Origin of the sequence: Actinomadura rubrobrunea NBRC 15275, assembly GCF_001552235.1 — a bacterium.
Classification (GTDB): Bacteria; Actinomycetota; Actinomycetes; order Streptosporangiales; family Streptosporangiaceae; genus Spirillospora; species Spirillospora viridilutea.
The window spans coordinates 1-22,638 of the sequence record NZ_BCQU01000050.1; the positions used below are offsets into that span (position 1 = coordinate 1).

General features: G+C 71.5%; 22 protein-coding genes, 1 tRNA gene and 1 pseudogene. 12 read left to right on the top strand and 12 right to left on the bottom strand.

Annotated features, from left to right (window positions below; all coding sequences use genetic code 11):
* The 7 genes and pseudogenes from AR3_RS16755 to AR3_RS16785 form a co-directional block, all read left to right on the top strand.
* Positions 1 to 727 (top strand): annotated as a pseudogene (locus tag AR3_RS16755) (DNA polymerase III subunit gamma and tau); the annotation flags it as partial.
* A 1,178-nt stretch (positions 728 to 1,905) separates the two neighbouring features.
* Positions 1,906 to 2,286 (top strand): YbaB/EbfC family nucleoid-associated protein, encoded by a 381-nt coding sequence (locus AR3_RS16760; protein ID WP_083951607.1) that lies wholly within the window; start codon positions 1,906 to 1,908, stop codon positions 2,284 to 2,286.
* A gap of 102 nt (positions 2,287 to 2,388) precedes the next feature.
* On the top strand, positions 2,389 to 2,988 hold the full coding sequence (gene recR, locus AR3_RS16765; protein WP_067915154.1) for a recombination mediator RecR: 600 nt from the start codon (positions 2,389 to 2,391) through the stop codon (positions 2,986 to 2,988).
* Positions 2,981 to 3,529: a DUF5063 domain-containing protein gene (locus AR3_RS16770; RefSeq protein ID WP_067915155.1), complete on the top strand. Its 549-nt coding sequence runs from the start codon at positions 2,981 to 2,983 to the stop codon at positions 3,527 to 3,529. Before recR ends, AR3_RS16770 begins: the two co-directional genes overlap by 8 nt.
* A gap of 353 nt (positions 3,530 to 3,882) precedes the next feature.
* Positions 3,883 to 5,157 carry an aspartate kinase gene (locus AR3_RS16775; protein WP_067915156.1) on the top strand — a complete coding sequence of 425 codons (1,275 nt, stop codon included), beginning with the start codon at positions 3,883 to 3,885 and terminating at the stop codon, positions 5,155 to 5,157.
* A gap of 1,004 nt (positions 5,158 to 6,161) precedes the next feature.
* Positions 6,162 to 7,220, top strand: a complete 1,059-nt coding sequence (locus AR3_RS16780; protein WP_067915157.1) for an aspartate-semialdehyde dehydrogenase — start codon at positions 6,162 to 6,164, stop codon at positions 7,218 to 7,220.
* 88 nt (positions 7,221 to 7,308) lie between these two features.
* The gene (locus AR3_RS16785; protein ID WP_067915186.1) at positions 7,309 to 7,977 is read left to right on the top strand and encodes a TetR/AcrR family transcriptional regulator; all 669 of its coding nucleotides are present in this window, start codon (positions 7,309 to 7,311) and stop codon (positions 7,975 to 7,977) included.
* A gap of 17 nt (positions 7,978 to 7,994) precedes the next feature.
* Here the strand turns inward: AR3_RS16785 and AR3_RS16790 are convergent, their stop codons facing one another.
* Complete coding sequence (locus tag AR3_RS16790; protein ID WP_067915158.1) at positions 7,995 to 9,761, bottom strand: S9 family peptidase; 1,767 nt, start codon at positions 9,759 to 9,761, stop codon at positions 7,995 to 7,997.
* A 92-nt stretch (positions 9,762 to 9,853) separates the two neighbouring features.
* Here AR3_RS16790 and AR3_RS16795 point away from each other — a divergent pair, with 92 nt between their 5' ends.
* Complete coding sequence (locus AR3_RS16795; protein WP_067915159.1) at positions 9,854 to 10,357, top strand: DUF4265 domain-containing protein; 504 nt, start codon at positions 9,854 to 9,856, stop codon at positions 10,355 to 10,357.
* A gap of 8 nt (positions 10,358 to 10,365) precedes the next feature.
* Here the strand turns inward: AR3_RS16795 and AR3_RS16800 are convergent, their stop codons facing one another.
* Positions 10,366 to 11,355 carry a serine hydrolase gene (locus tag AR3_RS16800; RefSeq protein WP_083951608.1) on the bottom strand — a complete coding sequence of 330 codons (990 nt, stop codon included), beginning with the start codon at positions 11,353 to 11,355 and terminating at the stop codon, positions 10,366 to 10,368.
* Positions 11,356 to 11,539: 184 nt separating this feature from the next.
* On the opposite strand from AR3_RS16800, the gene AR3_RS16805 reads away from it, so the two are divergent.
* Positions 11,540 to 11,752: a hypothetical protein gene (locus AR3_RS16805; RefSeq protein WP_106258584.1), complete on the top strand. Its 213-nt coding sequence runs from the start codon at positions 11,540 to 11,542 to the stop codon at positions 11,750 to 11,752.
* A 118-nt stretch (positions 11,753 to 11,870) separates the two neighbouring features.
* Here the strand turns inward: AR3_RS16805 and AR3_RS30670 are convergent, their stop codons facing one another.
* Both AR3_RS30670 and AR3_RS16810 read right to left on the bottom strand, forming a co-directional pair.
* Positions 11,871 to 12,038, bottom strand: coding sequence for a hypothetical protein (locus AR3_RS30670; protein WP_157406694.1), 168 nt, complete (start codon positions 12,036 to 12,038; stop codon positions 11,871 to 11,873).
* A gap of 81 nt (positions 12,039 to 12,119) precedes the next feature.
* Positions 12,120 to 12,380, bottom strand: a complete 261-nt coding sequence (locus AR3_RS16810) for a hypothetical protein (RefSeq protein ID WP_067915160.1) — start codon at positions 12,378 to 12,380, stop codon at positions 12,120 to 12,122.
* 449 nt (positions 12,381 to 12,829) lie between these two features.
* On the opposite strand from AR3_RS16810, the gene AR3_RS16815 reads away from it, so the two are divergent.
* The gene (locus AR3_RS16815; protein WP_067915161.1) at positions 12,830 to 13,141 is read left to right on the top strand and encodes a hypothetical protein; all 312 of its coding nucleotides are present in this window, start codon (positions 12,830 to 12,832) and stop codon (positions 13,139 to 13,141) included.
* Between the two features lie 16 nt (positions 13,142 to 13,157).
* Here AR3_RS16815 and AR3_RS16820 read toward each other — a convergent pair whose 3' ends face one another.
* From AR3_RS16820 to AR3_RS16840, 5 genes are all read right to left on the bottom strand, one after another.
* Complete coding sequence (locus AR3_RS16820) at positions 13,158 to 13,880, bottom strand: 3'-5' exonuclease (protein WP_067915162.1); 723 nt, start codon at positions 13,878 to 13,880, stop codon at positions 13,158 to 13,160.
* A gap of 291 nt (positions 13,881 to 14,171) precedes the next feature.
* Entirely contained in the window at positions 14,172 to 14,891 is a 720-nt protein-coding gene (locus AR3_RS29780; RefSeq protein ID WP_083951610.1) for a (R)-mandelonitrile lyase, read from the bottom strand.
* Positions 14,892 to 14,915: 24 nt separating this feature from the next.
* Positions 14,916 to 15,272 (bottom strand): TetR family transcriptional regulator C-terminal domain-containing protein, encoded by a 357-nt coding sequence (locus AR3_RS16830; RefSeq protein ID WP_217998589.1) that lies wholly within the window; start codon positions 15,270 to 15,272, stop codon positions 14,916 to 14,918.
* Between the two features lie 147 nt (positions 15,273 to 15,419).
* Positions 15,420 to 15,493: transfer RNA gene (locus tag AR3_RS16835), tRNA-Pro, on the bottom strand.
* Positions 15,494 to 15,580: 87 nt separating this feature from the next.
* The gene (locus AR3_RS16840; protein ID WP_067915163.1) at positions 15,581 to 16,480 is read right to left on the bottom strand and encodes a metallophosphoesterase; all 900 of its coding nucleotides are present in this window, start codon (positions 16,478 to 16,480) and stop codon (positions 15,581 to 15,583) included.
* A 127-nt stretch (positions 16,481 to 16,607) separates the two neighbouring features.
* On the opposite strand from AR3_RS16840, the gene AR3_RS16845 reads away from it, so the two are divergent.
* Complete coding sequence (locus AR3_RS16845; protein ID WP_067915164.1) at positions 16,608 to 17,063, top strand: GatB/YqeY domain-containing protein; 456 nt, start codon at positions 16,608 to 16,610, stop codon at positions 17,061 to 17,063.
* Positions 17,064 to 17,124: 61 nt separating this feature from the next.
* Here the strand turns inward: AR3_RS16845 and AR3_RS16850 are convergent, their stop codons facing one another.
* Complete coding sequence (locus tag AR3_RS16850) at positions 17,125 to 19,443, bottom strand: penicillin-binding protein (protein WP_067915165.1); 2,319 nt, start codon at positions 19,441 to 19,443, stop codon at positions 17,125 to 17,127.
* Between the two features lie 329 nt (positions 19,444 to 19,772).
* Here AR3_RS16850 and AR3_RS16855 point away from each other — a divergent pair, with 329 nt between their 5' ends.
* Positions 19,773 to 20,087, top strand: a complete 315-nt coding sequence (locus AR3_RS16855) for a WhiB family transcriptional regulator (RefSeq protein WP_067915166.1) — start codon at positions 19,773 to 19,775, stop codon at positions 20,085 to 20,087.
* A 211-nt stretch (positions 20,088 to 20,298) separates the two neighbouring features.
* Here AR3_RS16855 and AR3_RS16860 read toward each other — a convergent pair whose 3' ends face one another.
* A complete protein-coding gene (locus tag AR3_RS16860) occupies positions 20,299 to 21,453 on the bottom strand; it encodes an ATPase BagB (protein ID WP_067915167.1) in 1,155 nt (384 codons plus the stop codon).
* Positions 21,454 to 21,475: 22 nt separating this feature from the next.
* Complete coding sequence (locus AR3_RS16865; protein ID WP_227023122.1) at positions 21,476 to 22,471, bottom strand: ATPase BagA; 996 nt, start codon at positions 22,469 to 22,471, stop codon at positions 21,476 to 21,478.
* Positions 22,472 to 22,638 lie beyond the last annotated feature (167 nt).

Below are 22,638 nucleotides of genomic sequence, written 5' to 3' on the forward strand. Positions count from 1 at the left end.
GCCGCCGCCCGCCGCCGCACCGGCGGCCCCGCGCCCCGCCTCCCCCGCCGCTGCGACTCCGGCCCCGGCTGCCGCGCGGCCGTCCGGAGGGCCGGACGTCGCCGCGGTGCAGCGGATCTGGCCGGAGATCGTCGAGGCCGTCAAGCAGCGCAGCAGGGTCGCCTGGATGGCGATCATGTCGGGCGTCCAGCCGATCTCGCTGGAGGGCAACCTGCTGACCCTGTCATTCGAGGCCGAGGGCGCGCGGACCAACTTCACCAACGGCGGCCGCGACGCGGTGCTGCGCGAGGTCCTCAAGCAGCGTCTGGGCGTCGATTGGCGGATCGACACGGTGCTCGCCGGCAGCGCGCCGACCCGCGGGCGAGGCGGTGCTGCGGCGGGACGCCCGGGCCTGTCGGGCGGTGCCGCATCGTCGGGGCCGGCGGCCGGATACGGCAGCCCCGCCGCGTCCATGCCGTCCCGTGGCGCTGCCGAACCGCCCCCCGCTGCGTCCGCCCCGACGGCGCCCTCAGGTCCTTGGACCGTTTCGGTGCCCGCGGCCACCCCCGACACCGCGCCGCCGCCTCCGGACGAGGCGCCTCCGCCGGAGCCGCCGTTCGACGAGAGCGACGAGGTGGACCCCGAGGGAGACGCCGACGCCGACAGCGCCGAGGCGGAGCTGACCGGCATGGCGCTCATCCAGCGCGAACTCGGCGGCCAGATCATCCGCGAGATCGACAACTCCTGACCGTCCCCCGCGATCTGCCGGGTGTGCCGGTCGGGCACGTTGGTGACGCGGGCGACTGTCCCTTGGCGCCTGCGATGCCTTGGTGGCCGTTGCAGCAGCCGAGCCAGTCCTTGAAGGCGGCCTGTAGGTCGCGTCGTCGAGCTGGTGCTGCCACCTGGCATGTGTTCGGTGCGATGGCCTCACGGGGCTCTGCACGGTGGCATTCGGTGGGGCGGCACGGGGATTGACGGCATGCTGGCCCGACGACCCGCGCGGTGGTGGAGCGTGGTTCGTCCACGGTGAAGATGCCGGCCTCGCGCATGACCTGGACGGCCAGGTCCCATGAGGCGACGAGCCAGCCGCCCAGCGCAGGCAGCCAGGACACCGGCTCGTGCGCCTGGGGGCCAGCTGGTGCCACTTCGAGCTGTGAACGAGGCAGTCGGGTGGGCCTTCTGGTGTGTTGGCTCGCTGGTGGGTTGGCGGTCGGCTCCTGGCCCTTGATGCTCGGCCCTCAAGCGGCGCTGTGCCTGCAGGGCGCGGTGATTGCATGCGGACGCGTTGATGACCGCGGAGGTGGGCTCGGGCCGGTCCGGTCGATCTTGGTGTTCGGCTGAGGACGTCCTCGCACCGCCTGGGCCGTCAGCGCGGATTCCACGACCATGTGCGCACGCTGGCACGCCGCCGGGGTCTGCGCAGTGGGTGAACGAGCGGGGACGAAGCAGTCAGCCGGGCAGGCGCTCGGGCGGTCACGAGGCGGGCCGCCCACAGGGTTCACCCGGCGGTCGACTCGCGCGGCATCGCATATGCCGCCCTACCAGGACTGATCACCATGTCACCGCACTGCTGCGGATCCACCATGATCCACCGGACACGGCCTAGGGGCGACTGAAAGTTTCCGTGTCTCCCTGAGGTCATGGGGGCCGTGCGCGTGGAGGGCGGCCGTGTTGTTCAAAGGGCGTCCCTGGGGGCGTGGGCGCGGAGCAGGCCGCCTACCAGGAGCAGTGGATTGAGGGGCGATACGGTCGCCCTGCGCACGACGCCGGAAGCCATAGGCGTCCCGCTGTCGGCACGTACCGCATCACGTTCGAAACCCGTAGTCTCGGGAAGACAGGGCGTGCGGTGGCCGTCCGGTCGTTGGCACGAGGCTCCGTGAGGGGCCGTTGAGGTCCCGCGTGGGGCCGCGAGGGAACGGAGAGACCGTGGAACCCGGTGGTCAGTTGAACATCCAGGAGCTGCTGCAGCAGGCCCAGCGGGTGCAGGAGCAGTTGTTCGCCGCGCAGCGCGAGCTGGCGGAGGCCGAGGTGCAGGGCAGCGCCGGCGGCGGTCTGGTGACGGCGACGGTCAACGGCCAGGGCGAGGTGACCGCGATCTCCATCGACCCCAAGGCCATCGACCCGGACGATCCGGCCGATACCGCCGAGACCATCGCCGACCTGGTGCTGGCCGCGATCCGCGACGCCGCTCGGGCCGTGGCGCGGCTGCAGGAGCAGAAGATGGGGCCGCTGGCCGAGGGGCTCGGCGGTGGCGGCATACCAGGCATTCCGGGCATGCCGGGGTCGGGGGGAACGTCCGGAGCCTGATCCCCGGTCCGGCCCGCGCCCGCCCCCTGCGCCGCCGCCCGTTCCGGTCGGCGCGAACCCAGCTGCCCACCAGGCCGAAACGAGCATGGAAGGAACTGACCGTTGTACGAAGGGGTCGTCCAGAACCTCATCGACGAACTGGGCCGGCTGCCCGGCGTCGGCCCCAAGAGCGCGCAGCGGATCGCCTTCCACCTGCTGGCCGCCGACCCCGCCGACGTCGACCGGCTGACCAAGGCCCTCAAGGAGGTCAAGGAGAAGGTCCGCTTCTGCCGCACCTGCGGGAACGTGGCCGAGGAGGAGGAGTGCCGCATCTGCCGCGACCCCCGCCGCGACCCGCACGTCATCTGCGTGGTGGAAGAGTCCAAGGACGTCGTGGCGATCGAGAAGACCCGCGAGTTCCGCGGCCGCTACCACGTGCTCGGCGGGGCGATCAGCCCCATCGAGGGCGTCGGCCCCGACGACCTGCGCATCCGCGAGCTGATGCAGCGTCTGGCGGACGGCACCGTCACCGAGCTGATCCTGGCCACCGACCCCAATCTCGAGGGCGAGGCCACGGCGACCTACCTGGCCCGCCTGGTCAAGCCCATGGGCATCACCGTCACCCGCCTGGCGAGCGGCCTGCCGGTGGGAGGCGACCTGGAGTACGCCGACGAGGTGACGCTGGGCCGCGCTTTCGAAGGACGGAGGCTCCTGGATGTCTGAAGCCAACAGCCCGCAGGACTGGAACGCCGTCGCCGAGCGGGTGGCGCGCCACGTGGAGGACTACCTCAGCGGACTGGAGGCGGTCGCGCGCGGCGAGGCGGGCCCGCACACCGTGCCGATGCTGCTGCTGGAGGTCTCGCAGGTCATCCTGGCCGGTGCGCAACTGGGCGCCAGCAAGGACGTGATCCTGCCGGACAACTGGGAGCCCGAGGTCGGCGAGGACCCCGACCTGGACTCGCTGCGGCAAGGCCTGGCCGAGCGGCTGCTGACGATCGACGAGTACGTCGAGGTCTTCGACCCCTACAAGGACACCGAGCCGACGTCGTACCGGCTCTCGGACGACCTGGTCGACGTCGCCAGCGACCTGGTCCACGGGCTGCGCCACTACCACCAGGGCCGCCCCCTGGAGGCGCTGTGGTGGTGGCAGTACTCCTACTTCAACCACTGGGGCAACCACGCGGGTGCGGCTTTGCGCGCCCTGCACGCCGTCGTGGCCAACGCCCGCCTGGACGTCGTCACCGAACCCGTCTCCGTCCAGTAGAGCCGGGGCGTCCACCAGGTCCCGGTTGCCGCGTTCGCCGTGGCCCTGGTGCCCGCGATCACTGTTGCCGTTGCGCCCGCGCGGACGACGGATCTGAGCGTCCTCGCGACGAGTTCGCTGTGGAGAGGCCTTCGCCCACTGCAGACCGCAGTACTGCGGCCACGGCACTGGGGCGGCGCGGGGCCGAGCGTGCTCTCCTCGGCGGCCACGAACGGCGCCACCGACCCTTCATCTCACATGTTGAGACGGCGGGTCACATGTCGGGAGTTATCTGCTCGTAATGCGGTGCCGAGACCTCGGTAGACTCGTCGCCGGTACACGTCAGTCTGACCCCGATCCGAGGAGCGCCACCCGTGGCTCTTGTCGTGCAGAAGTACGGTGGCTCCTCCGTAGCGGACGCCGAGTGCGTCAAGCGGGTCGCCCAGCGCATCGTCGCGACGAAGAAGGCGGGCAACGACGTGGTCGTCGTGGTGTCCGCCATGGGTGACACAACGGATGAGCTGATCGATCTGGCCGAGCAGGTCAGCCCGCTTCCTCCCGCGCGCGAGCTGGACATGCTGCTGACGGCCGGGGAACGCATCTCGATGGCGCTGCTGGCCATGGCCATCGCCAACCTCGGCCATGAGGCGCGGTCGTTCACCGGTTCCCAGGCCGGCGTGATCACCGACGGCTCGCACGGCAAAGCCAGGATCATCGACGTCACCCCCGGCCGGATCCGCGACGCGCTGAACGAGGGCTCCATCGCCATCGTGGCCGGCTTCCAGGGCGTCTCCCAGGACACCAAGGACATCACCACGCTGGGCCGCGGCGGCAGCGACACCACCGCCGTGGCGCTGGCCGCGGCGCTGAACGCCGACGTGTGCGAGATCTACACCGACGTGGACGGCGTGTTCACCGCCGACCCCCGGATCGTTCCAGCCGCCCGGCGCATCCCCCGCATCTCCTACGAGGAGATGCTGGAGATGGCCGCCAGCGGCGCCAAGATCCTGCACCTGCGCTGCGTGGAGTACGCGCGCCGCTACAACATCCCGATCCATGTGCGCTCCTCGTTCAGCCAGAAGGAGGGCACCTGGGTGGTCGACAGCGACGACATCGAAGGACGTGACATGGAGCAGGCGATCATCTCCGGGGTCGCGCACGACCGCAGCGAGGCCAAGATCACCGTGGTCGGGGTGCCGGACAAGGTGGGCGAGGCGGCCACCATCTTCCGGGTGCTGTCCGACGCCGAGATCAACATCGACATGATCGTCCAGAACGTGTCGGCGGCGTCCACCGGCCGCACCGACATCTCGTTCACCCTGCCGGCCAGCGACGGGCAGACCGCCCTGGCCGCCCTCAACAAGGTCAAGGACGAGATCGGCTTCGAGTCGCTGCGCTACGACGACCGGATCGGCAAGATCTCGCTGATCGGCGCGGGCATGCGGTCGCACCCGGGCGTGACGGCCACGTTCTTCTCGGCCATCGCCGACGCCGGGGTCAACATCGAGATGATCTCGACCTCGGAGATCCGGATCTCGGTGGTGGTGGCGCAGGACGACGTCGACACCGCCGTGGCCGCCGCGCACCGCGCCTTCGACCTCGACGCCGACCAGGTGGAGGCCGTCGTCTACGGCGGCACCGGCCGCTGACGCCCGCCTGACCGCGTCCAGCCCGCACCGCCGGCCCGCCGGTGGTGCGGGCTCGTCACAGGCAGGGCGCCGGATGCCCGCCGCAGGCTGCGGCTCCCATGATTGAGCCGGACGTCGTGGCTCTCAGCCCCCCAGATGCGGCGGGGCTGCCGAGGCGGTTCGTCAGCGGGCGGGCCTGGCGATTCGACGTTCGGCGGGTCTGCGACCGGCAAGCGCGTAAGTGGCAGCAGGACGCCGGATCGGTGGCTTCAGGCCGGTCCCCGCGGCCGAAGCAGGACATCAAGGCTCCGGCTCACGGGACGTGCTGGTGCTGGACCAGGGCGTCCCGCCCCAGGCGTGGCGGGGCGACAGATGGGGCGCCGGCCTGCGCATGATCAGAGGTCAGGGCTTCGGTGGACCCCGCGGGCTTGCGCTGGGCCCGCCGAGGCGTCTAAGACGGCGGACCTGGTGCTTCGGGAGCCGGCGACTCTGCGGCATGACGGGCCGAGAGGCGTCGCCGCGGACTGCGTGCGTGCTTTGCGGCCGAGCAGGATGTCGAAGAAGATCAGCGGCCTACGTATAGGGCCGGGTGGTGGTCAGGGGGCCCGTCAACGCGTCATCGACGGTCTGCGAAGGCCGGCAGGGCTGCGGCCAGAGAGACGTAGCTTGTAGGCGTGGCGGGGCGCCAGGCGAGGCGCCTGTCGGCGGCTGTAGGCCGCGCAAAGACGCGTCTGGAACCGCAGTAGGCCTGGGAGCCATCGAAGCGGGTCATTCGCGGATCTGGCTTTGGGCCAGGTGTGTCTGGCGCGGCACGTAAGGAGGGGCGGAGTTTCGGCCCACCCCGCGGCGGGTGAAGCGCTTGTGGGCGCCCGACGGGGCGCGCGGGATCTGGGCGGCCGTTGGTGAACGCGGCGGCCCTCCGGAACGTTGAACCCGCCGGGGGCCGCTGACGATGACACCGTGACCTCGGCCGGGCGTTCGCGACGGGCCGGGGCGTCAGGGGCCGAGCGGGAAGGGAGAGCCCGATGAGCTCCAAGCCGACCCTCGCGGTCGTGGGCGCCACCGGCGTCGTCGGCGGCGCGCTGCTCGGCATCCTGTCCACCCGCAAGAGCGTGTACGGGCGGATCCGGCTGGTGGCCTCGCCGCGGTCCGCGGGCCGCACGCTGACCGTGTGCGGCGAAAGCGTCGAGGTCGTCGCGTTGACGCCGGACGTGTTCGACGGGGTCGACATCGCGATGTTCGTGGTGCCCGACGCGGTGGCGGCCGAGTGGGCGCCGGTCGCGGCCGCTCGCGGCGCGGTGGTCGTCGACACGTCCGCGGTGTTCCGCATGGACCCGGACGTGCCGCTGGTGGTGCCGGAGGTGAACGGCGAGCAGGTGCGGCCGCGGCCCCGCGGCATCGTCGCCGGCCCCGGCTGCCTCACCCTCGCGATGATCGTCGTGATCGGGGCGCTGCACCGGACCTACGGGCTGCGCGAGCTGGTCGTCGCGTCGTACGAGGCCGCCTCCGGTGCCGGACGGGCGGGCGTCGACGCGCTGCACGACCAGCTGGAGCGGGTCGGCGGCCGCCGCGAGCTGGGGACCCTCCCGGGGGACGTGCGGGCCGCGGTCGGCGAGTCCGGCCCGTTCCCGGCGCCGCTGGCGCTGAACGTGGTGCCGTGGGCGGGGACGGTGGAGGACGGCGGCTGGTCGTCGCAGGAGTTGCGGATCCGCGAGGAGTCCCGCAAGATCCTCGGGCTGCCGCGGCTGAAGGTGGCGGCGACGTGCGTGCGGGTCCCGGTGGTGACGGCGCATTCGCTGGCGGTCCACGCGGTGTTCGACCGCGCGGTCGACCAGCGGGAGGCCCAGGCGGTGCTGGCCGGTTCGCCGGGCGTGGTGCTGTTGGACGACCCCGACAGGCACGAGTTCCCGACGCCGGCCGACGTCGTCGGCACCGATCCGACCTGGGTGGGGCGGGTGCGCCGGTCGCCGGACGATCCGAAGGCTCTGGACCTGTTCGTGTGCGGAGACAATCTCCGTAAGGGTGCGGCGCTCAACGCCGCCCAGATCGGCGAACTGGTCGCCGCCGAGACGGCCGACGGCTGAGGAGGGCCCGGCCGGGGCCGCGGCACGGACCGTCCGCGGCCGAGGCCGGTCGCGGCGGTGAACCGTCCAGGGATTTAGGGTGGCGAACGTGACCGAGACCAAGCCGGCGAAGTCGGAGCAGACCCGGGCGCTGATCGTCCAGACGGCGCTGCGGCTGTTCCGCGAACGCGGGTACGAGGCGACGACGATGCGGGCCATCGCCAAGGAGGCCGGGGTCTCGGTCGGCAACGCCTACTACTACTTCGGCTCCAAGGAGGAGCTGATCCAGGCGTACTACGACGAGCTGCAGGAGGAGCACGGCAAGGCGTGCCGGGCGGTGCTCGACCGCGAACGCGACTTCGCGCCGCGCCTGCTGGGCGTGCTGAAGGCCCGGATCGACACGATGGTGCCGTACCACCAGTTCGCCGGGAAGTTTTTCAAGTTCGCCGCCGAGCCGACCAGTCCGCTCAACCCGTTCAGCGCCGAGTCCGGTCCGGCGCGCGCCGCCGCCGTGGCGATCTACCGCGAGGTGGTCGACGGCTCCACCCTGAAGATCGACCCGGAGTTCCGGCAGGAGCTGCCCGAGCTGCTGTGGCTGTACTCGATGGGCATCGTCCTGTACTGGGTGCACGACAGCTCGCCGGGCTGCCGCAAGACGTACCTGCTGGTCGAGCGGACCGTGCCGCTGGTGGACCGGATGGTTTCGATGTCCCGGCTCCCGGGTTTCAAGTCGGTCACCCGGGAGCTCGTCGAGATCATCCGCGAGGTCCGCGCCTGATCCGCCGGGACGCGGGGTCAGGCCATGCCGAGGTGCTTGCGGGCGAACGCGATCTCCAGGGCCATCTGTTTGATGCGCTCCTCCACCACCAGGGAGCCGTGCCCGGCGTCGTACCGGTAGACCTCGTGCGGCTTGCCGAGCTCGGCCAGCCGTGCCAGGTAGTTGTCGATCTGCCGGATCGGGCAGCGCGGGTCGTTCTCCCCGGCCAGGATGAGCACCGGCGCCTTGACCCGCTCGACGTAGGTGATCGGGGACGAGGCGCGGTACCGGTCGGGCACCTCCTGCGGGGAGCCGCCGAACAGGCTGCGGTCGAACGCCTGCAGGCCCTCCATCTCGTCCTCGTACGCGGCGACGTAGTCGGCGACCGGCACCGAGGCGACCGCCACCGACCAGTCGTCGGGGCGGGTGCCGATGCCGAGCAGGGTGAGGAAGCCGCCCCAGGACCCGCCGGTCAGCACCAGGCGCGTCGGGTCCGCCAGGCCCGACGCGACGGCCCAGTCGCGGACCGCGGTGATGTCCTCCAGCTCGGTCAGGCCGACGCGCCCCTCGATGGCGTCGCGCCACTGCGACCCGTACCCGGTGGAGCCCCGGTAGTTGACGCGCACCACCGCGAAGCCGTGGTCGACCCAGGCGGCCACGGACGGGGCGAACGAGTCGTCGTCCTGGGCGGTCGGGCCGCCGTGCACGTCGAACACCGTCGGGTACGGGGCGGCGCCGCCCTCCGGCTTGCTGATCAGCGCGTGGATGCGGCCGGCGGGGCCGTCCACCCACACGTCCTCCACGGGCACCGACGGCGGCGCGGGCGGGCCGGGCGGCGTCAGCACCACCGCGCCGGACGTGGAGCGGACCACCGGCGGTTCCGCCGCCGACGACCAGGAGAACTCGACCGTGCCGTCCGGACGGGCGGTGGCGCCGCCGATCACGCCGCGCGGGGTGTCGATCCGGTCGAGGGCGCCGGTGGCCAGGTCGTAGCGGTACAGCTCGTCGCGGGCGTGGTGGGAGTGGCAGATCAGCAGCGCGGAGCCGTCCGGGTACCAGTCGGCGGTGACCTCGCCGGGCAGATCCAGGACGATCTCCTGCTCGGTGCCGGCGACCGGGTCCCAGATCAGCAGCTCGTCCCGGCCGCGCCGCTCGTGGCCGACCAGCAGCCGCGTGTCGCCGGCGACCGGGGCGAACCCCTCACCGTACACGCCCTTGCCCGGGCCGTCCCACAGGTCGGCGACGGTGGTGCCGTCCGGCCGCACCACGCGCAGCGCCATGTGCCTGCTGTCGCCGTGCTCGCTGTGCCCGATCGCGATGAGCGTCTCGTCCCGGGACAGCGCGGCGACGTGGGCGTCCTCGGCGTGCTCGTACAGCACCTCGGGTTCGGCGCCGGGCGCGCACAGGTGGACGGACGTGCCGGCGTCGGTGGTGCGGCCGATCAGGGCCAGGCCGCTGTCGCCGAGGGCGAGCCCGGCGGGGTAGGACGGCTCCAGCCCGGGCACGGCGGGGGCGCTGTCGCCGCCGTCGAACGGGGTGCGCATCCACACGCCGAACTCGTCGCCGTCGGTGTCGGCGAACCACCAGACCCATTCGCCGGTGGGGTCGACGCCGCCCATCCAGGTGCCGTTGGGGCGGTCGGTGATCTGCCGTCGGGCGTCGGTCGACCGGTCCCAGGCGTAGATCTCCCAGGTGCCGGAGGCGTTCGACCGGTACACGCAGCGGTGCGGGGCGGTGCGCGCCCAGCCCGGCAGGCTCACTCGCGGGGCCCGGAACCGGGCCTTCCAGCGCTCTTCGTCGACCATGCCCCTCAGTATCGCGGACGGTCCCCGGTGCCGGCGGGGCCTGCTTTGGCGCCCGGATGGTGCATATCGCCGTAAAAGGGCATGCTTGCGAAATGACGGCGTCCCAGAAGCACCGCCCCCCGCAGGAGGCGGTGCGCGTGGTGTTCGAACTCCCTCGGGAGGACGACGACTGGCCGCCCGCCGCGTCCGAACGGGTCTGGGCCTTCCCGGTCGCCGAGGACCGCGCGGAGGTGGCCAACATCCCGTTCTTCGTGCGCGGGATCGCTCTCGGCGACGTGGTGCGCACGGAGGTGGACGACGAGGGCGTCCTGTGGGGCAGGGAGGCGGTGCAGTGGTCCGACAACTGCACGATCCGCGTCACGGTGTTCAGGAACGGCGCCCTGGCCGGCGACCGGCGCGCTGTCCTCGACATGTTCGCCCCGCTCGGCGTGGAAGGCGAGGGCATCGCGCAGACCGCGCTGGTGGCGCTGAACGTCCCGCCCACCGCCGATCTGGCGGCCGTGCGTGACCTGCTGCGGCGCGGGCGGAGCGAAGGCTGGTGGGACTACGAGGAGAGCTGCACCACCCCCGCCTGGCGCGCCCTCGGCCAGACGTGACCGTCCGCTCAGAGATCGGGCGGGACGGACCCGTCCGGCTTCTCCCACGGCACCCGCCGGGCCTCGCTCGGAGCGACCGCGCGGGGATTCGGCACGAGAGTGCCGTGCACGGCGCGGGCGACCCGTTCGATCGTCTGCACGCCGTACCGCATGGTCGGGGTGTCCTGGGTGAGCACGACGATCAGGTAGTCCTCGCGGTCGCCCTTGAAGGCGCCGATGCTGTGCACCCGCCAGTACCGGCTGAGGCGCGGCAGCCAGCCGTTCTTGACGTACCAGCGGATGCCGCGCGCCCGGCCGGTCGGTGTGCCCCACCGCTGCTCGGGGATGACGCGCCCCATCAGGTCGAGCACGTAGCGGCGCGAGGCGGTGGTGAGGACCTTGTTGCGGCTGGTCAGCAGCCTCAGCAGGCGCAGCTGGTCGTTCGCGGTGATCTGCGTCAGGCCCCAGTGGTTCTCTCGGCCGAGGGTGGTCCGGCGCATGCCGGCCAGCCGCAGGAAGCGCTGCAGGCTCGTCCGGCCGACCGACCGCCACAGCGCGGACGCCGCGGGGTTGTCCGACCTGGTGATCATCTTGTCGGCGAGGGAGCGCTCCCGCGCGGTGAGCGTTCTGCCCTGTTCCTGCGCCTTGCGCAGCAGGGCGGCCAGAATGGTCACCTTGACGACGCTGGCGGAGTCGTAGCGGCGGTCGGCGTCCACCGCGCAGGTGATCTTGCGTCGGCGGTCGTACACGGCCACGGACTCGGTGCCGGTGCGTCCGCTCAGCGCCCGGTCGATGGCGCGGCCGAGCGTCCGCGCGGTCCGCGGGTCCGCGGTCGACCGGCACGTCTGGGCGATCCGCTCGTGCCCCGACGCGGGCGCGACGCGCCCGGACGGCACGCGTGCGGCGCCCCCCGAGGCCGCGACGCCCGCGGCCGCGCCCCCTGCCGTGCCGCCGTGGAAGACGAGCACGGCGCCGGCCAGCGCCAGGACCGACCCGGCTGATCGCACACCTGGTGACATGCCGCCACGGTAGTGATCACAGGGGCGGTTCTGGCAAGCACCGTCCGTGACATCGGCGTGCCGCCCCGTGGCCGTCCACAGGCTGTGGAAAACCGTTCAGGTGCCGACGATGCCGCTCTCGGTGGCCGAGCGGGTGCGCTACGCTCGGCCCGATCGTCTGTGGAACCCCCGAGAGCGACGACACATGCGGAAGGCACCTTTCCCCCTGCTCGCCACGGGCGCACTGATCGCCACGCTGACCCTGGGCGGCTGCGGCGGCAGCGACCGCTGGTGCGAACACGACGCCACCGACACCAGGGTCGACGACAGCTACTGCGAGAAGAACACTCCCGGCTACGAGTGGGAGTACGACGACGGCAAGAGCAAGAAGAAGTCGAAGACGAAGAGCAAGCACTGACCGTCCGCGCCGCGCGGCGGAACGCGCAGGTCACCGCCAGGGCGGCGCAGCTCGGTGGCCCCCCCACGGCGCGAGCACCGCTGCGCGCCGGTGTCGAACGGCGCGGCCCCGGAACCGGTCAGGCGGAGCCGAGCGGACGCCGCGCGCGGGACGCGCGGCGGACCAGCCGCCGAGCCCTGCCCGAACGGCGCCGGCGGCGCGTGCCGCCGGAGACCTGCTCGGCGAGGAGCTCCCTGAGGGACCGCGGAACGATCACTTCGGGCTGCTCGGCGAATCGTGAACGCATCGGGCTTCTCCTTGATGGTCTGCCCTCAGGCGGATCGGCGGATACCCGGGGGAAGTGCAGCCGTCGTTCGCCCAGAGGGGATCAAGCGGCGGAGGCGCGGACCCCGTAAGCGCGCGACACCGCCGTCAGGGCCCACCGCATGCGGGCCGCGTACACCTCCGGGTGGTCGCCCGCCTCCTGCGCGACGAAGGCCGTGCAGACCGCCCGATCGCCGCCGCAGGCGCACAGCCGCTCGTCCACGGCGGCCCGCACCTGCTCGGCGGACGGGTGGTCGGACTCCTGCAACCGCGAGGTGAACAGGACCTGCGCCAGTTCGGCGACGGGCGCTGCCGTGAGGCTCATCGTGCGCCTCCTTCCCTTCGGGGGGCTTGCGACCCTCTGTCCCTACCTACGACTCTGACGGGCCCTCCACCTCATCGCCATCCGGGAAAACCCCAATCGGCTTCGATGCACCCCTGAACGCCTCGTAGACGTACCCTCCACAGGCTCTTCAATCAGGACCGATCCCCTCAACGGGGACAGGCCGTCCCGCCGAGAAACCGTCCATGCGTCCCTCCACAGCGGACATGATGAACGCCGCGGGAACCCTGCCGATTGTTCGAACAATCCGCAATCAAACAATCTCGTGCCCCATCAAAACGCCCGCCGCGCCGACGTCCCGCTCCGCCGCCCGCCTCACTTGGCGAACCTTGCACCGACCATGCCTGCCACTTGACCGCGCAACCGGCGGCCGGGACCTCCGTCGGTGCCAGGCTGACGTGCCGAAACCCGCTGTCGGAGAAAGGGAGGCCATGGTGCTTGCGCCCCTCGTCGCCACGCTGCTGGCGACCTCACCCGCGACGATCGACATCATCTGGGCGGGCGACCGGGCCCGGGTCGACGAGCGCAACATCGCCGTCTGCAACGGCTCCGTCGACGGCCGGGCCGCCGAGGCCGTCCTCCGCACCGCCGACCGGCAGATCTACATCCAGGACCCGAGCGTCAACGGCAGGTGCGTGTCCTGGCCGCACTACATCCCGTCCGGCACCCGGGTCCAGCTGAAGCTCTGCAAATTCCCGTCGGGGCAGGGCCCGTGCAGCCCCTGGCGCCAGGAGATCATCTGAGCCGCACAGGCCGCTCTCACCGCCGGACCGACCCGAGCCACAGCAGATCGCGGGCGCGGGTCATGGCGACGAACAGTTGGCGACGGGCGAGCTCGGCGCGCTCCCGCGCCGAGCCGCTCTCGCCGTCCGCACGGATCTCCGCGTCGTGGTGCGGCAGGTAGACGTGTTTGAAGTTGAGCCCCTTGGCGCGGTGATACGTGCCGATCTTGATCGCCTCCTCGGGACGCCCGTCGTAGTTCTCCAGCCGCAGCACCGGTAGCCGCTCGCGGGCCGGCAACCGGTGGTAGATGTCGACGTCGCGTTTCGAACGGCACAGGACCGCGGCGCCCGCCAGCGCGTACTCGTCCCCTTGGAGCCGCCGGAGCGCCTCCACCAGCATCCGGTCGTGCTCGGCGTCATCGGCTGCGACGGCCCGGACCGCCTCGCCCCCGTCATAGGTGATGTCCACCGTGCGGCGCCCGTTGGGGCTCGGCCCCTCCAGATCGTCGAACGGGTCGCCGGACACGATCTCCAACGCCGCGTTCAGGATCGCGGAGGCGTTGCGGTAGTTGGTGCGCAGCACCGCGCCGCGCCCCTTCAAGGCGATCCCGGCCTCCGTCAGCCGGAAACCTCCCGGATAGACGGCCTGCTGCCCGTCCCCGATCAGCAGCAGCCCGTTGGGCCCGTCGCCGGCCAGCGCGTGCAGCAGCCGCACCCCCACCAGCGTGAGGTCCCGCACCTCGTCCACGATGCGGATCACACCATGAACGACCTCGTGCCCCCGCCAACGGAACCACGCCTCCGCACACTCGAGCCCCATCTGGTGAGCCACCCGAGCCAGAAGATCCCAAAACAAGCCGTCGACAACCCGCATCGCCAAACTCGACGAGCAGATCGTGCGCAACGTCCCACTCACCACGGTCGATGCACTCGCCGACGTCGCGAACGGCCACCCCATCACCGACCGTGACCGACGCAAAACACAACGCGCCGCCCGACGAAGAAGATCCCCCACGTCCACACCGCGATCCGGGCTGCCGGTGGCCTTCATTCACAGCGGCTGGATCAGTGGCTGGTCGCCGGTGAGCGTGTAGCACGCGACGAACGTCGCCGGCTCGGTGGTCGAGGCGTTGTCGAAGCGATGGACGATCGCACCCGGTGGCTCGAAGAAGCCGCTTCCGGCGCTCAGCTCCTGTGCGGGACGGCCCTCCAGCTCGAAGATGATCCGGCCGCGGATGACATGGCCGACGACTCCGCCGGGATGCGTGTGGACACCGGCCGCCTGTCCGGGCGGCATGGTGATCTGGTACAGCTCCACGCGGTCGATGCGGTCGCCTGCGCCGGTCAGATCGCCGGTCACCATGTGCTCTCGGACGATACTGCTCCCCTGGTATTCGGCATCGGTGACCTGGTCCAGCCATTCGATGAGGGGGTCTTCTGGCCCCGCCTCCTGGAGCACCAGGTGGGTCATGAACGAGTGCGGTGCCGCGCCGTGCCAGTGCACCTCCCCTGGTTCGACGTACACGGTGTCACCGGCTCGGATCTCGGTCACCGCGCCGCCCTTGCGCTGCACGCGACCGATGCCTTCGGTGACGCGCAGCACCTGCCCGCGAGGATGGGAGTGCCAGGCGGTGCGGGCGCCCGGTGCGAAACGCACGCTCATCGCCCGCTGCCCCGTCGACGGATCTCCAGAGACGATTTCGTCCACCCAGACCTCTCCGGTGAACCGTTCGGCTGGGGCGGCCTGAACCGTCGAGTGTTCGATGCGCATCAGGATTCCTTCCGAGGGTGTGAGTCAGGGGTGGCGCACTTGGGCGGTGAGCAGGCCCAGTGCGCCGTCGACTGCCTGACTGAAAACCTCGGTCGAGTCGGCGGCACGGGCCAGCACGTAGCCGCCTTGCAGCGCCGCGACCAGCGCGGTGGCCGTGGCAGCCGGGTCGAGTGCGGAGTCGAACTCCCCGTTCGCTCGTCCCTCGGCCAACAGGTCGGCCAGCCGGTCGGTGAGCCACGCGAAGGTGTCCTTGACTGGTTTCCGCAGGGCAAGGTCCGCCATCACGTCCGGGTCCTGGGTGAGACGGCCAATTGCAACGGGGTGAACGGGGAACGCCCGGTGCCAGCTCAGGGCGTGATCAACCGGGGGCGAGGTGATCAATGCTGTGTTCGTGGTGCCACAAGTGAAGGCGAGCGGCCGTGGGGAGGCGGAGATCGTCGCGAGGGTGGTGGCTCCCCGGGTGGCTCCTCGTGGTCCCAGAGAACGAAGAAGGGTCCCGGAGTGACCTCCGAGACCCTGTCTCACCTGTCGGGGTGGCGGGATTTGAACCCACGACCTCTTCGTCCCGAACGAAGCGCGCTGCCAAGCTGCGCCACACCCCGGTGGTGGCTGCTCGGGAGCCGTACGCGCTCCCGACGCCTTGACCACTTTAGCGGATCCCGCGGAGTGGTGCGTCCCTATTATCCGCCCTACTGGCGCGGGACGAGGGTGAGCAGGGACGCCTCCGGCGGGCAGCAGAAGCGCATCGGGGCCTTGGGCGAGGTGCCGAGGCCCGCGGAGACGTGCAGCCAGGCGCCGTTGTGCCGGTGCAGGCCCTTGGCGCGGGGACGGTCGATGCCGCAGTTGGTGGCGAGGGCGCCGTAGAAGGGGACGCAGACCTGGCCGCCGTGGGTGTGGCCCGCGAGGAGCAGGTCGTAGCCGTCGGCGACGAAGCGGTCCAGGTTGCGGGGTTCGGGGGAGTGCATGACGGCCAGGTGGACGTCGGCCTGCGGGTCGACGGGGCCGGCGATCTTGTCGTAGCGGTCGCGGTTGATGTGGGAGTCGTCGATGCCGCCGAACTCGATGTCCAGCTCGCCGACCTTCAGGCGGCCGATGCGGTTGTTGAGGTCGAGCCAGCCCGCGGCCTGCAGGGAGGAGGCCAGCTCGCGGTAGGGCAGGTCGGGCTCGCGGCGGCGGCGGGCGTAGTCGCGGCGGCTGGTGCGCCAGACGTAGCGGAGGGGGTTCTTGAAGATCGGGGAGTACAGGTCGTTCGACCCGAAGACGAACACGCCCGGGCGGTCCAGCAGCGGGCCCAGGGCGTCCAGGAACGGGCCGATGGCGTCGCGGTGGGAGATGGAGTCGCCGGTGTTGACCACGAGGTCGGGGTCGAGGGCGTCCAGCGACCGCACCCAGTGGATCAGACGGCGGCGGCCGGGCGTCAGGTGCGCGTCGGAGATGTGCAGGATCTTGACGGAGGGGCGGCCGGGCGGCAGCACGGGAACCTCGAAGCGGCGCAGCCGGAACCAGTTGCGCTCGATCAGCGAGGCATAGCCGAACGTGGCGGCGCCGGCGCCCACCAGCCCCAGGGGTACGGCATACAGCTTTCGCACGGTTCTCCCTCCGGCCCGCGGCGGGCCCCTTCGTACGCCTCCCATCGTTCCAGAGATGAGCGCTCCGGCTGAACCGCCGCGGATTATTCCTGATGAGACGGCGGGGCCCGACGGGCATGATGTGACCATGACGCTCAAGGAGAAGCTGGAGAACGACCTCTCCGCCGCGATCAAGGCGCGGGACGAGGTCCGGATCCGGACACTGCGGATGGCGCTGACCGCGGTGCGCAACGAGGAGGTCGCCGGCAAGAAGGCCCGTGAGCTGTCCGACCAGGACGTCGTCAAGGTGCTCACCCGGGAGGCCAAGAAGCGGCGCGAGGCCGCCGCGGCGTTCGCCGACGCCGGCCGCGAGGAGCAGGCGGAGGCCGAGCGGGCCGAGGGCGCGGTGCTGGAGGAGTACCTGCCCGCGCAGCTCACCGACGAGGAGCTGGCCAAGCTCGTCGCCGACGTGATCGCCGAGACCGGCGCGGCCGGGCCCAAGGCGATGGGGCAGGTCATGAAGGCCGTGAACCCGAAGGTGGCGGGACGGGCCGAGGGCGGACGCGTCGCGGCGGAGGTCAAGCGGCAGCTCGCCGCCATGTGACCGGACGGCCCGGCCTCAGCGGGTCGGCTGAGGCGGGGCCGTCAGCGGTGGTGAGGGTCGGTCAGCGGCCTCGGCCGGGCGGGAAGGGGAAGGGCCACTCGGACCTGTCGCCGCGGCCCCGCGGGCCGCCGCGGTGCTTGCCCTCGCTCTGGAAGACGGTCACGGTGGTGCCGGGGTCGACCTCGGTGCCCGCGTCCGGCGAGGTCGCGGCGACCGTGCCGCGGCGCTGGTCGGACGGGATGCCGCGGGGGGCCAGCCGCATCTTCAGGTCGGCGTCCCGCAGGGCCGAGCGGGCCTGCTCCACGGACATGCCCTTGAGGTCGGGGACCTTGATGGTGTCGCCGAAGTCCTTCACGGGCCGGGAGAAGGCCGGGGCGGGCTTGCCCTCCAGGGCCTTGCGCATGCTCTGCGCCCAGATGGGGGCGGGGATGTCGGCGCCGTACACGCCGTACACCTTGTACTGCCAGGGGCCGCGGAAGTCGTAGTAGGCGACGGCGGCGGCCAGGTTCGGGGTGTGGCCGGCGAACACCGCGCAGGTGAACTCTTCGCAGGTGCCGGTCTTGCCGGCGGCGGGACGGCCGATGCTGATGCCGCGGGCGGTGCCCTTGGTGAGCACGCCCTGCAGGATCTCGTTGACCTTGTCGGCGACGGCCGTGTCGACGGCCTGGCGGCACTCGTGCTCGGGCAGCTTCAGCTTCTTGCCCTCGTTGTCGACCACCTCGGTGATCGCCACGGGCGGGCAGTACTTGCCGCGGGCGGCGAACCCGGCGTAGGCGGCGGCCAGGTGCACCATGTCGACGTCGTTGGTGCCGAGCACCTGGGACGGGTACGGGTCGAGCGGCTGGCCGGTGGCCTTCTTCATGCCGAACTTCTCGGCCATCTTCACCGCGTCGCAGACGCCGACGCGCTTCTCCAGGGCGGCGTAGAAGGTGTTGACCGAGTGCCAGGTGCCGGTCTTGAGGTTGAAGTCGCCGGCCTCGCTGTCGCCGGCGTTGCTCATCGTCCACGTGCCGCCGCCGAGCATCTTGCCGTTCGGCATCCGGCACGGCTGGTAGCCGCTGATCGTGGTGGTCTGCGGCGAGTGGATGGTGGTGTTGACCGGGATGCCCTCGGCCAGCGCCGCGGCGAGGGTGAACGTCTTGAACGTCGATCCGGCGGACACGCCGCTGCCGCCGCCGTGCGCGGAGTCGGCGGCCAGGTTGAGGGTGGTGCGGCCGTCGCCCGCGCCGAACCGCTTGCTCTGCCCGATCGCCTTGATCTTCCCGGTGCCGGGCTCGACCATCGCCTCCACGGCGACGCGGTTGCCGGCGGGGGCGACGCGCGAACGCACCGCCTGGTCGAGGGCGCGCTGGGCCTGCATGTCCAGGGTGGTGCGGATGGTGTAGCCGCCGCGGTTGAGCTTGTTGACGACGTCCTGCTGCTCCTTCGGCTTCAGCTTCCAGTACTTGCCGTCGGACAGGATGTTGAGCATCTCGTACTTGACGTACTCGCAGAAGAACGGCGCCTTGCTCGTCTCGCATCCGCCGACGGGCTCGGTGCGGTTCAGCTCGATGGGCTTGGCCGCGGCGGCGTCGGCCTGCGCCTTGGTGATGTGCCCGAGCTGGTACATCCGGTAGAGGACGGTGTCGCGGCGCTTGCGCGCGTCGCGCGGGTTGCGGATCGGGTCGTAGGCGGTGGGGTTCTGCGTGATGCCCGCGAGCAGCGCCGCCTCCTCCAGTTTGAGCTGGGAGGCGGGCTTGCTGAAGTACCGCTTGGCGGCCGCCTGGACGCCGTACGCGCCCGCGCCGAAGTAGGCGATGTTGAGGTAGCCCTCGAGGATCTGGTCCTTGGTCATGCGCTTTTCGATTTCGAGGGCGTAGCGCAGCTCGCGGACCTTGCGGCCGATCGTGGGGGCGGTCGCCTCGAGGTACTCCTTCTGCGTCTTGGCGCTGTCGACCAGCAGGTTCTTGACGTACTGCTGGGTGAGCGTGGAGCCGCCCTGGGTCTGATCGGACTGCGCGTTGGTCGCCAGCGCGCGGATGGTGCCCTTCAGGTCCAGGGCTCCGTGCTGGTAGAAGCGGGAGTCCTCGATGTCGATGATCGCCTGCTTCATGATGGGGGCGACCTGGTCGAGCCGCACCGACTCGCGGTACTTGTCGAAGAACGTGGCGAACGGCTGGCCGCTGGCGTCGTACACCACCGTCTTCTCCGACGGCGTCGTCACCTTCAGCTCGCTGTCCATCTGCTGGAAGTTGTTCGCCGCGTCGCGGGCCGTCAGCCCCGCGCTGCCGACGCCGGGCAGCGCGATGAAGGCGACCAGGACGCCGGCGACGACGCCGGCTCCGAGCAGTCGCAGCAGCGTGGCGGCGGCACGCGCCCGACCGTTGTTCGCTCCCTGCACGAGCCCTAGGGTACGCGGGACTTGCTGCGCATAAGGGACCTCTTTCGCGTCCCGTGCATGACCGCTGCGTTCCGCGACGGGGCCGGCGCCGTCTGATCACCCCCGTGCCGTCAACCGGCGCGCTACCTCGTGCGTCAAGGAGAGGTAACTAGTCCGTTCCGGCGGTATGGCCCTGCCGGGCTATATCGAGAATGGGCCCATCGGGGGCTGTTGGATCCCCCCTTGCTTCCGTAAGTTCTTCCCCACGGCTTTCGTTTGGCGGCCTGACGTCCGCGCCCGTCTGGCCAAGGAGCGCAAATCGACACAGACCCTAGGGGAGTGGGGCCAAGATGTGGATCACGGATTGGACCGCCCGCGCCGCCTGCCGTAACGCGGATCCAGACGCCCTGTTCGTGCAGGGAGCAGCGCAGAACCGGGCCAAGCTCATCTGCCGCGGCTGCCCGGTGCGCACCGAGTGTCTCGCCGACGCTCTCGACAACCGGATCGAGTTCGGTGTCTGGGGTGGGATGACCGAGCGTGAGCGTCGGGCCCTGCTGCGTCGGCGTCCGGACGTGAAATCGTGGCGCGAACTGCTGGAGACCGCCAAGGAGGCGTACGAGCGGCGGGTCGAGGCGTCCAAGGAGGGCGAGCTCGTCGCCAGCTGACTGTCGCACCGCCGTAGCGGCGGTGCCGGGCGGAATGGGGAGCCCGGGCGTCCGGGCACCCGATCGGCAGGGTCCAACCACCGAGTGACCGTGGGCACACGCCAGTCCGTGGCGTGTGCCCACGGTCGTTTGCGGTCGCGAACCGCGGCGTTGCGCTGCGTGCACGCGGGCGGTCTCGCGCGCCGCGCGGCCGCGGCGCGAGGGCGCCGGGTCAGGCGGCGGTGGCGGGGTCGGCGGCGGCCAGGTCCCGGCCGATGAGGCGCAGGCCGTCCAGGTCGCAGACGTCCTCGGCGTACGCGGGGACGGTCGTCACCGGCACGGTCGGGTGCGCGGACGTGAAGTGCTCGCACAGGCGTTCCTGACGCGCGGCCAGCTGCATGCGGTCGGCGTGCAGGCGCAGCAGCGCGGCGGTGAGGGGATGGTCGCCGCGTTCCTCCAGCGTCTCGGCGGCGGCGAGGCTGCGGGCCGCCGACAGGCCGTCGGCCGCCGACCGGTGGACCCGGTTGACGACCAGCCCGGCCAGCGGCATGCGCTCCTCGGCCAGGCGCTCGACGAAGTAGGACGCCTCGCGCAGCGCGTCCGGCTCGGGCGCGGCCACCACCAGGAACGCGGTGCCGGGCGTCTGCAGCAGCCGGAACGTCTTCTCGGCGCGTTCGCGGAACCCGCCGAACATCGTGTCGAACGCGGCGACGAACGTCTGCACGTCGCGCAGCAGCTGCATGCCGAGCACCTTGTTGAGCACGCCGGTGAACATGCCGAACCCGGCGCTGAGCACCTTGACGCCGAACCGGCCGCCGGTCTTGGCGGGCGCGGCGAGGATCTTCATGAACCGGCCGTCCAGCAGCCGGCCCATGCGGGCGGGCGCGTCCAGGAAGTCCAGCGCGTTCCGCGACGGCGGGGTGTCGACGACGATGAGGTCCCAGGCGCCGGAGCGGTGCAGCTGGCCGAGCTTCTCCATCGCCATGTACTCCTGCGTGCCCGACAGGCTGGACGACAGCGACTGGTAGAAGGGGTTGGCCAGGATCTGCTTGGCCCGGTCGGGGTCGGCGTGCGCCTCGACGATCTCGTCGAAGGTGCGCTTCATGTCGAGCATCATGGCGTGCAGCTCGCCGTCGCCGTCGATGTCGATGCGGCGCGGGTTGTTGTCCAGCTCGGACAGGCCCATGGACTGGGCCAGCCGCCGGGCCGGGTCGACGGTGAGCACGACGACGTCGCGGCCGCGTTCGGCGGCGCGCAGGCCGAGCGCCGCGGCGGTGGTGGTCTTGCCGACGCCGCCCGACCCGCAGCACACGATGATCTTCGTGCGGGGGTCGTCGAGCAGCGCGTCCACGTCCAGGCGCGGCGGGGTCTTGCCGGTGGGGCTCATCGTGGGCCGTCCCTTCCGCTGGTCATGCCGCACCCTGCTCGCGCAGGGCCTGCGCCAGGTCGTACAGGCCGGCCAGGTCCATGCCGTCCGGCAGCAGCGGCAGGACGTAGCGCGGCCGGTCCAAAGTCTCCAGGCGCCGCTTCTCGCGGCGCTGCAGCGCGGTGCGGCGGGCGTGCTCGGCGGCCTCGGCGGTCAGCACGGCGGCGATCGACTCGGCGCCGTGCTCCAGGCCGGCGGCCTTGAGGCCGCGGACGACCGCGTCGGGGTCGAGGGCGCCCTCGGCCGCGGCGGCCAGCGCGTCGTCGTCGAGCATCGGCGGGTGCTCCATGTTGATGATCACGCCGCCGACCGGCAGGCCGGCGGCGCGCAGCTCGGCGACGCCGTCCATGGTCTCCTGGACGGGCATCTCCTCCAGCAGCGTGACGAAGTGCACCGCCGTCTCGGGGCTGCGCACCACCCGCATGACCGTGTCGGCGTGGTTGCGGATGGGGCCCACCTTGGCCAGGCCGGACACCTCCTCGTTGACGTTGAGGAACTTGGTGATGCGGCCGGTGGGCGGGGCGTCCATGACCACCGCGTCGTAGACGAACGCGCCGGAGGAGTCGCGGCGGCGGACGGCCTCGCTGGTCTTCCCGGTGAGGATCACGTCGCGCAGGCCGGGGGCGATAGCGGTGACGAAGTCGACCACGCCGAGCCGGGTCATGGCCTTCCCGGCCCGTTTGAGGTTGTAGAACATCTCGAGGTACTCGATGAGCGCCTCTTCGGTGTCGATGGCGAGCGCGTAGACGTCCCCGCCGTCCGGGGCGACGGCGACGCGGCGCTCCTCGTACGGCAGCGGCGGGCAGTCGAACAGCTGGGCGATGCCCTGCCGCCCCTCGACCTCGACCAGCAGCACCTTGCGGCCGCCGGCGGCCAGCGCCAGCGCCAGGGCGGCGGCGACCGTGGTCTTGCCGGTCCCGCCCTTGCCCGTGACCACGTGCAGACGCACGCCGTCCCAGTCGGTGTCCTTCGCGCTCACCCGATCGACCATATCTTCGCCCGGCGAGGACGTGAGAGGGCGCCCGGCCCCTCGTGCAAGTGATCCCTGACACGGTTGCGCGTCCCGCCGAGATCCCCCTTCCAGAGCGTTGTGTGGGCCGTGCCCAGGAAGTTGGGTAGGAAACGTGAGACCGATCCCTCGGGTTC

Excerpts from the sequence above, each read along its gene's own strand:
- AR3_RS16770 (WP_067915155.1), top strand. The coding sequence starts at position 2,981 with ATGTCTGAAGCCAACAGCCCGCAGGACTGGAACGCCGTCGCCGAGCGG.
- AR3_RS16780 (WP_067915157.1), top strand. The coding sequence starts at position 6,162 with ATGAGCTCCAAGCCGACCCTCGCGGTCGTGGGCGCCACCGGCGTCGTC.
- AR3_RS16790 (WP_067915158.1), bottom strand. The coding sequence starts at position 9,761 with ATGGTCGACGAAGAGCGCTGGAAGGCCCGGTTCCGGGCCCCGCGAGTG.
- AR3_RS16795 (WP_067915159.1), top strand. The coding sequence starts at position 9,854 with ATGACGGCGTCCCAGAAGCACCGCCCCCCGCAGGAGGCGGTGCGCGTG.
- AR3_RS16800 (WP_083951608.1), bottom strand. The coding sequence starts at position 11,355 with ATGTCACCAGGTGTGCGATCAGCCGGGTCGGTCCTGGCGCTGGCCGGC.
- AR3_RS16805 (WP_106258584.1), top strand. The coding sequence starts at position 11,540 with ATGCGGAAGGCACCTTTCCCCCTGCTCGCCACGGGCGCACTGATCGCC.
- AR3_RS30670 (WP_157406694.1), bottom strand. The coding sequence starts at position 12,038 with ATGCGTTCACGATTCGCCGAGCAGCCCGAAGTGATCGTTCCGCGGTCC.
- AR3_RS16810 (WP_067915160.1), bottom strand. The coding sequence starts at position 12,380 with ATGAGCCTCACGGCAGCGCCCGTCGCCGAACTGGCGCAGGTCCTGTTC.
- AR3_RS16815 (WP_067915161.1), top strand. The coding sequence starts at position 12,830 with ATGGTGCTTGCGCCCCTCGTCGCCACGCTGCTGGCGACCTCACCCGCG.
- AR3_RS29780 (WP_083951610.1), bottom strand. The coding sequence starts at position 14,891 with ATGCGCATCGAACACTCGACGGTTCAGGCCGCCCCAGCCGAACGGTTC.
- AR3_RS16845 (WP_067915164.1), top strand. The coding sequence starts at position 16,608 with ATGACGCTCAAGGAGAAGCTGGAGAACGACCTCTCCGCCGCGATCAAG.
- AR3_RS16855 (WP_067915166.1), top strand. The coding sequence starts at position 19,773 with ATGTGGATCACGGATTGGACCGCCCGCGCCGCCTGCCGTAACGCGGAT.
- AR3_RS16860 (WP_067915167.1), bottom strand. The coding sequence starts at position 21,453 with ATGAGCCCCACCGGCAAGACCCCGCCGCGCCTGGACGTGGACGCGCTG.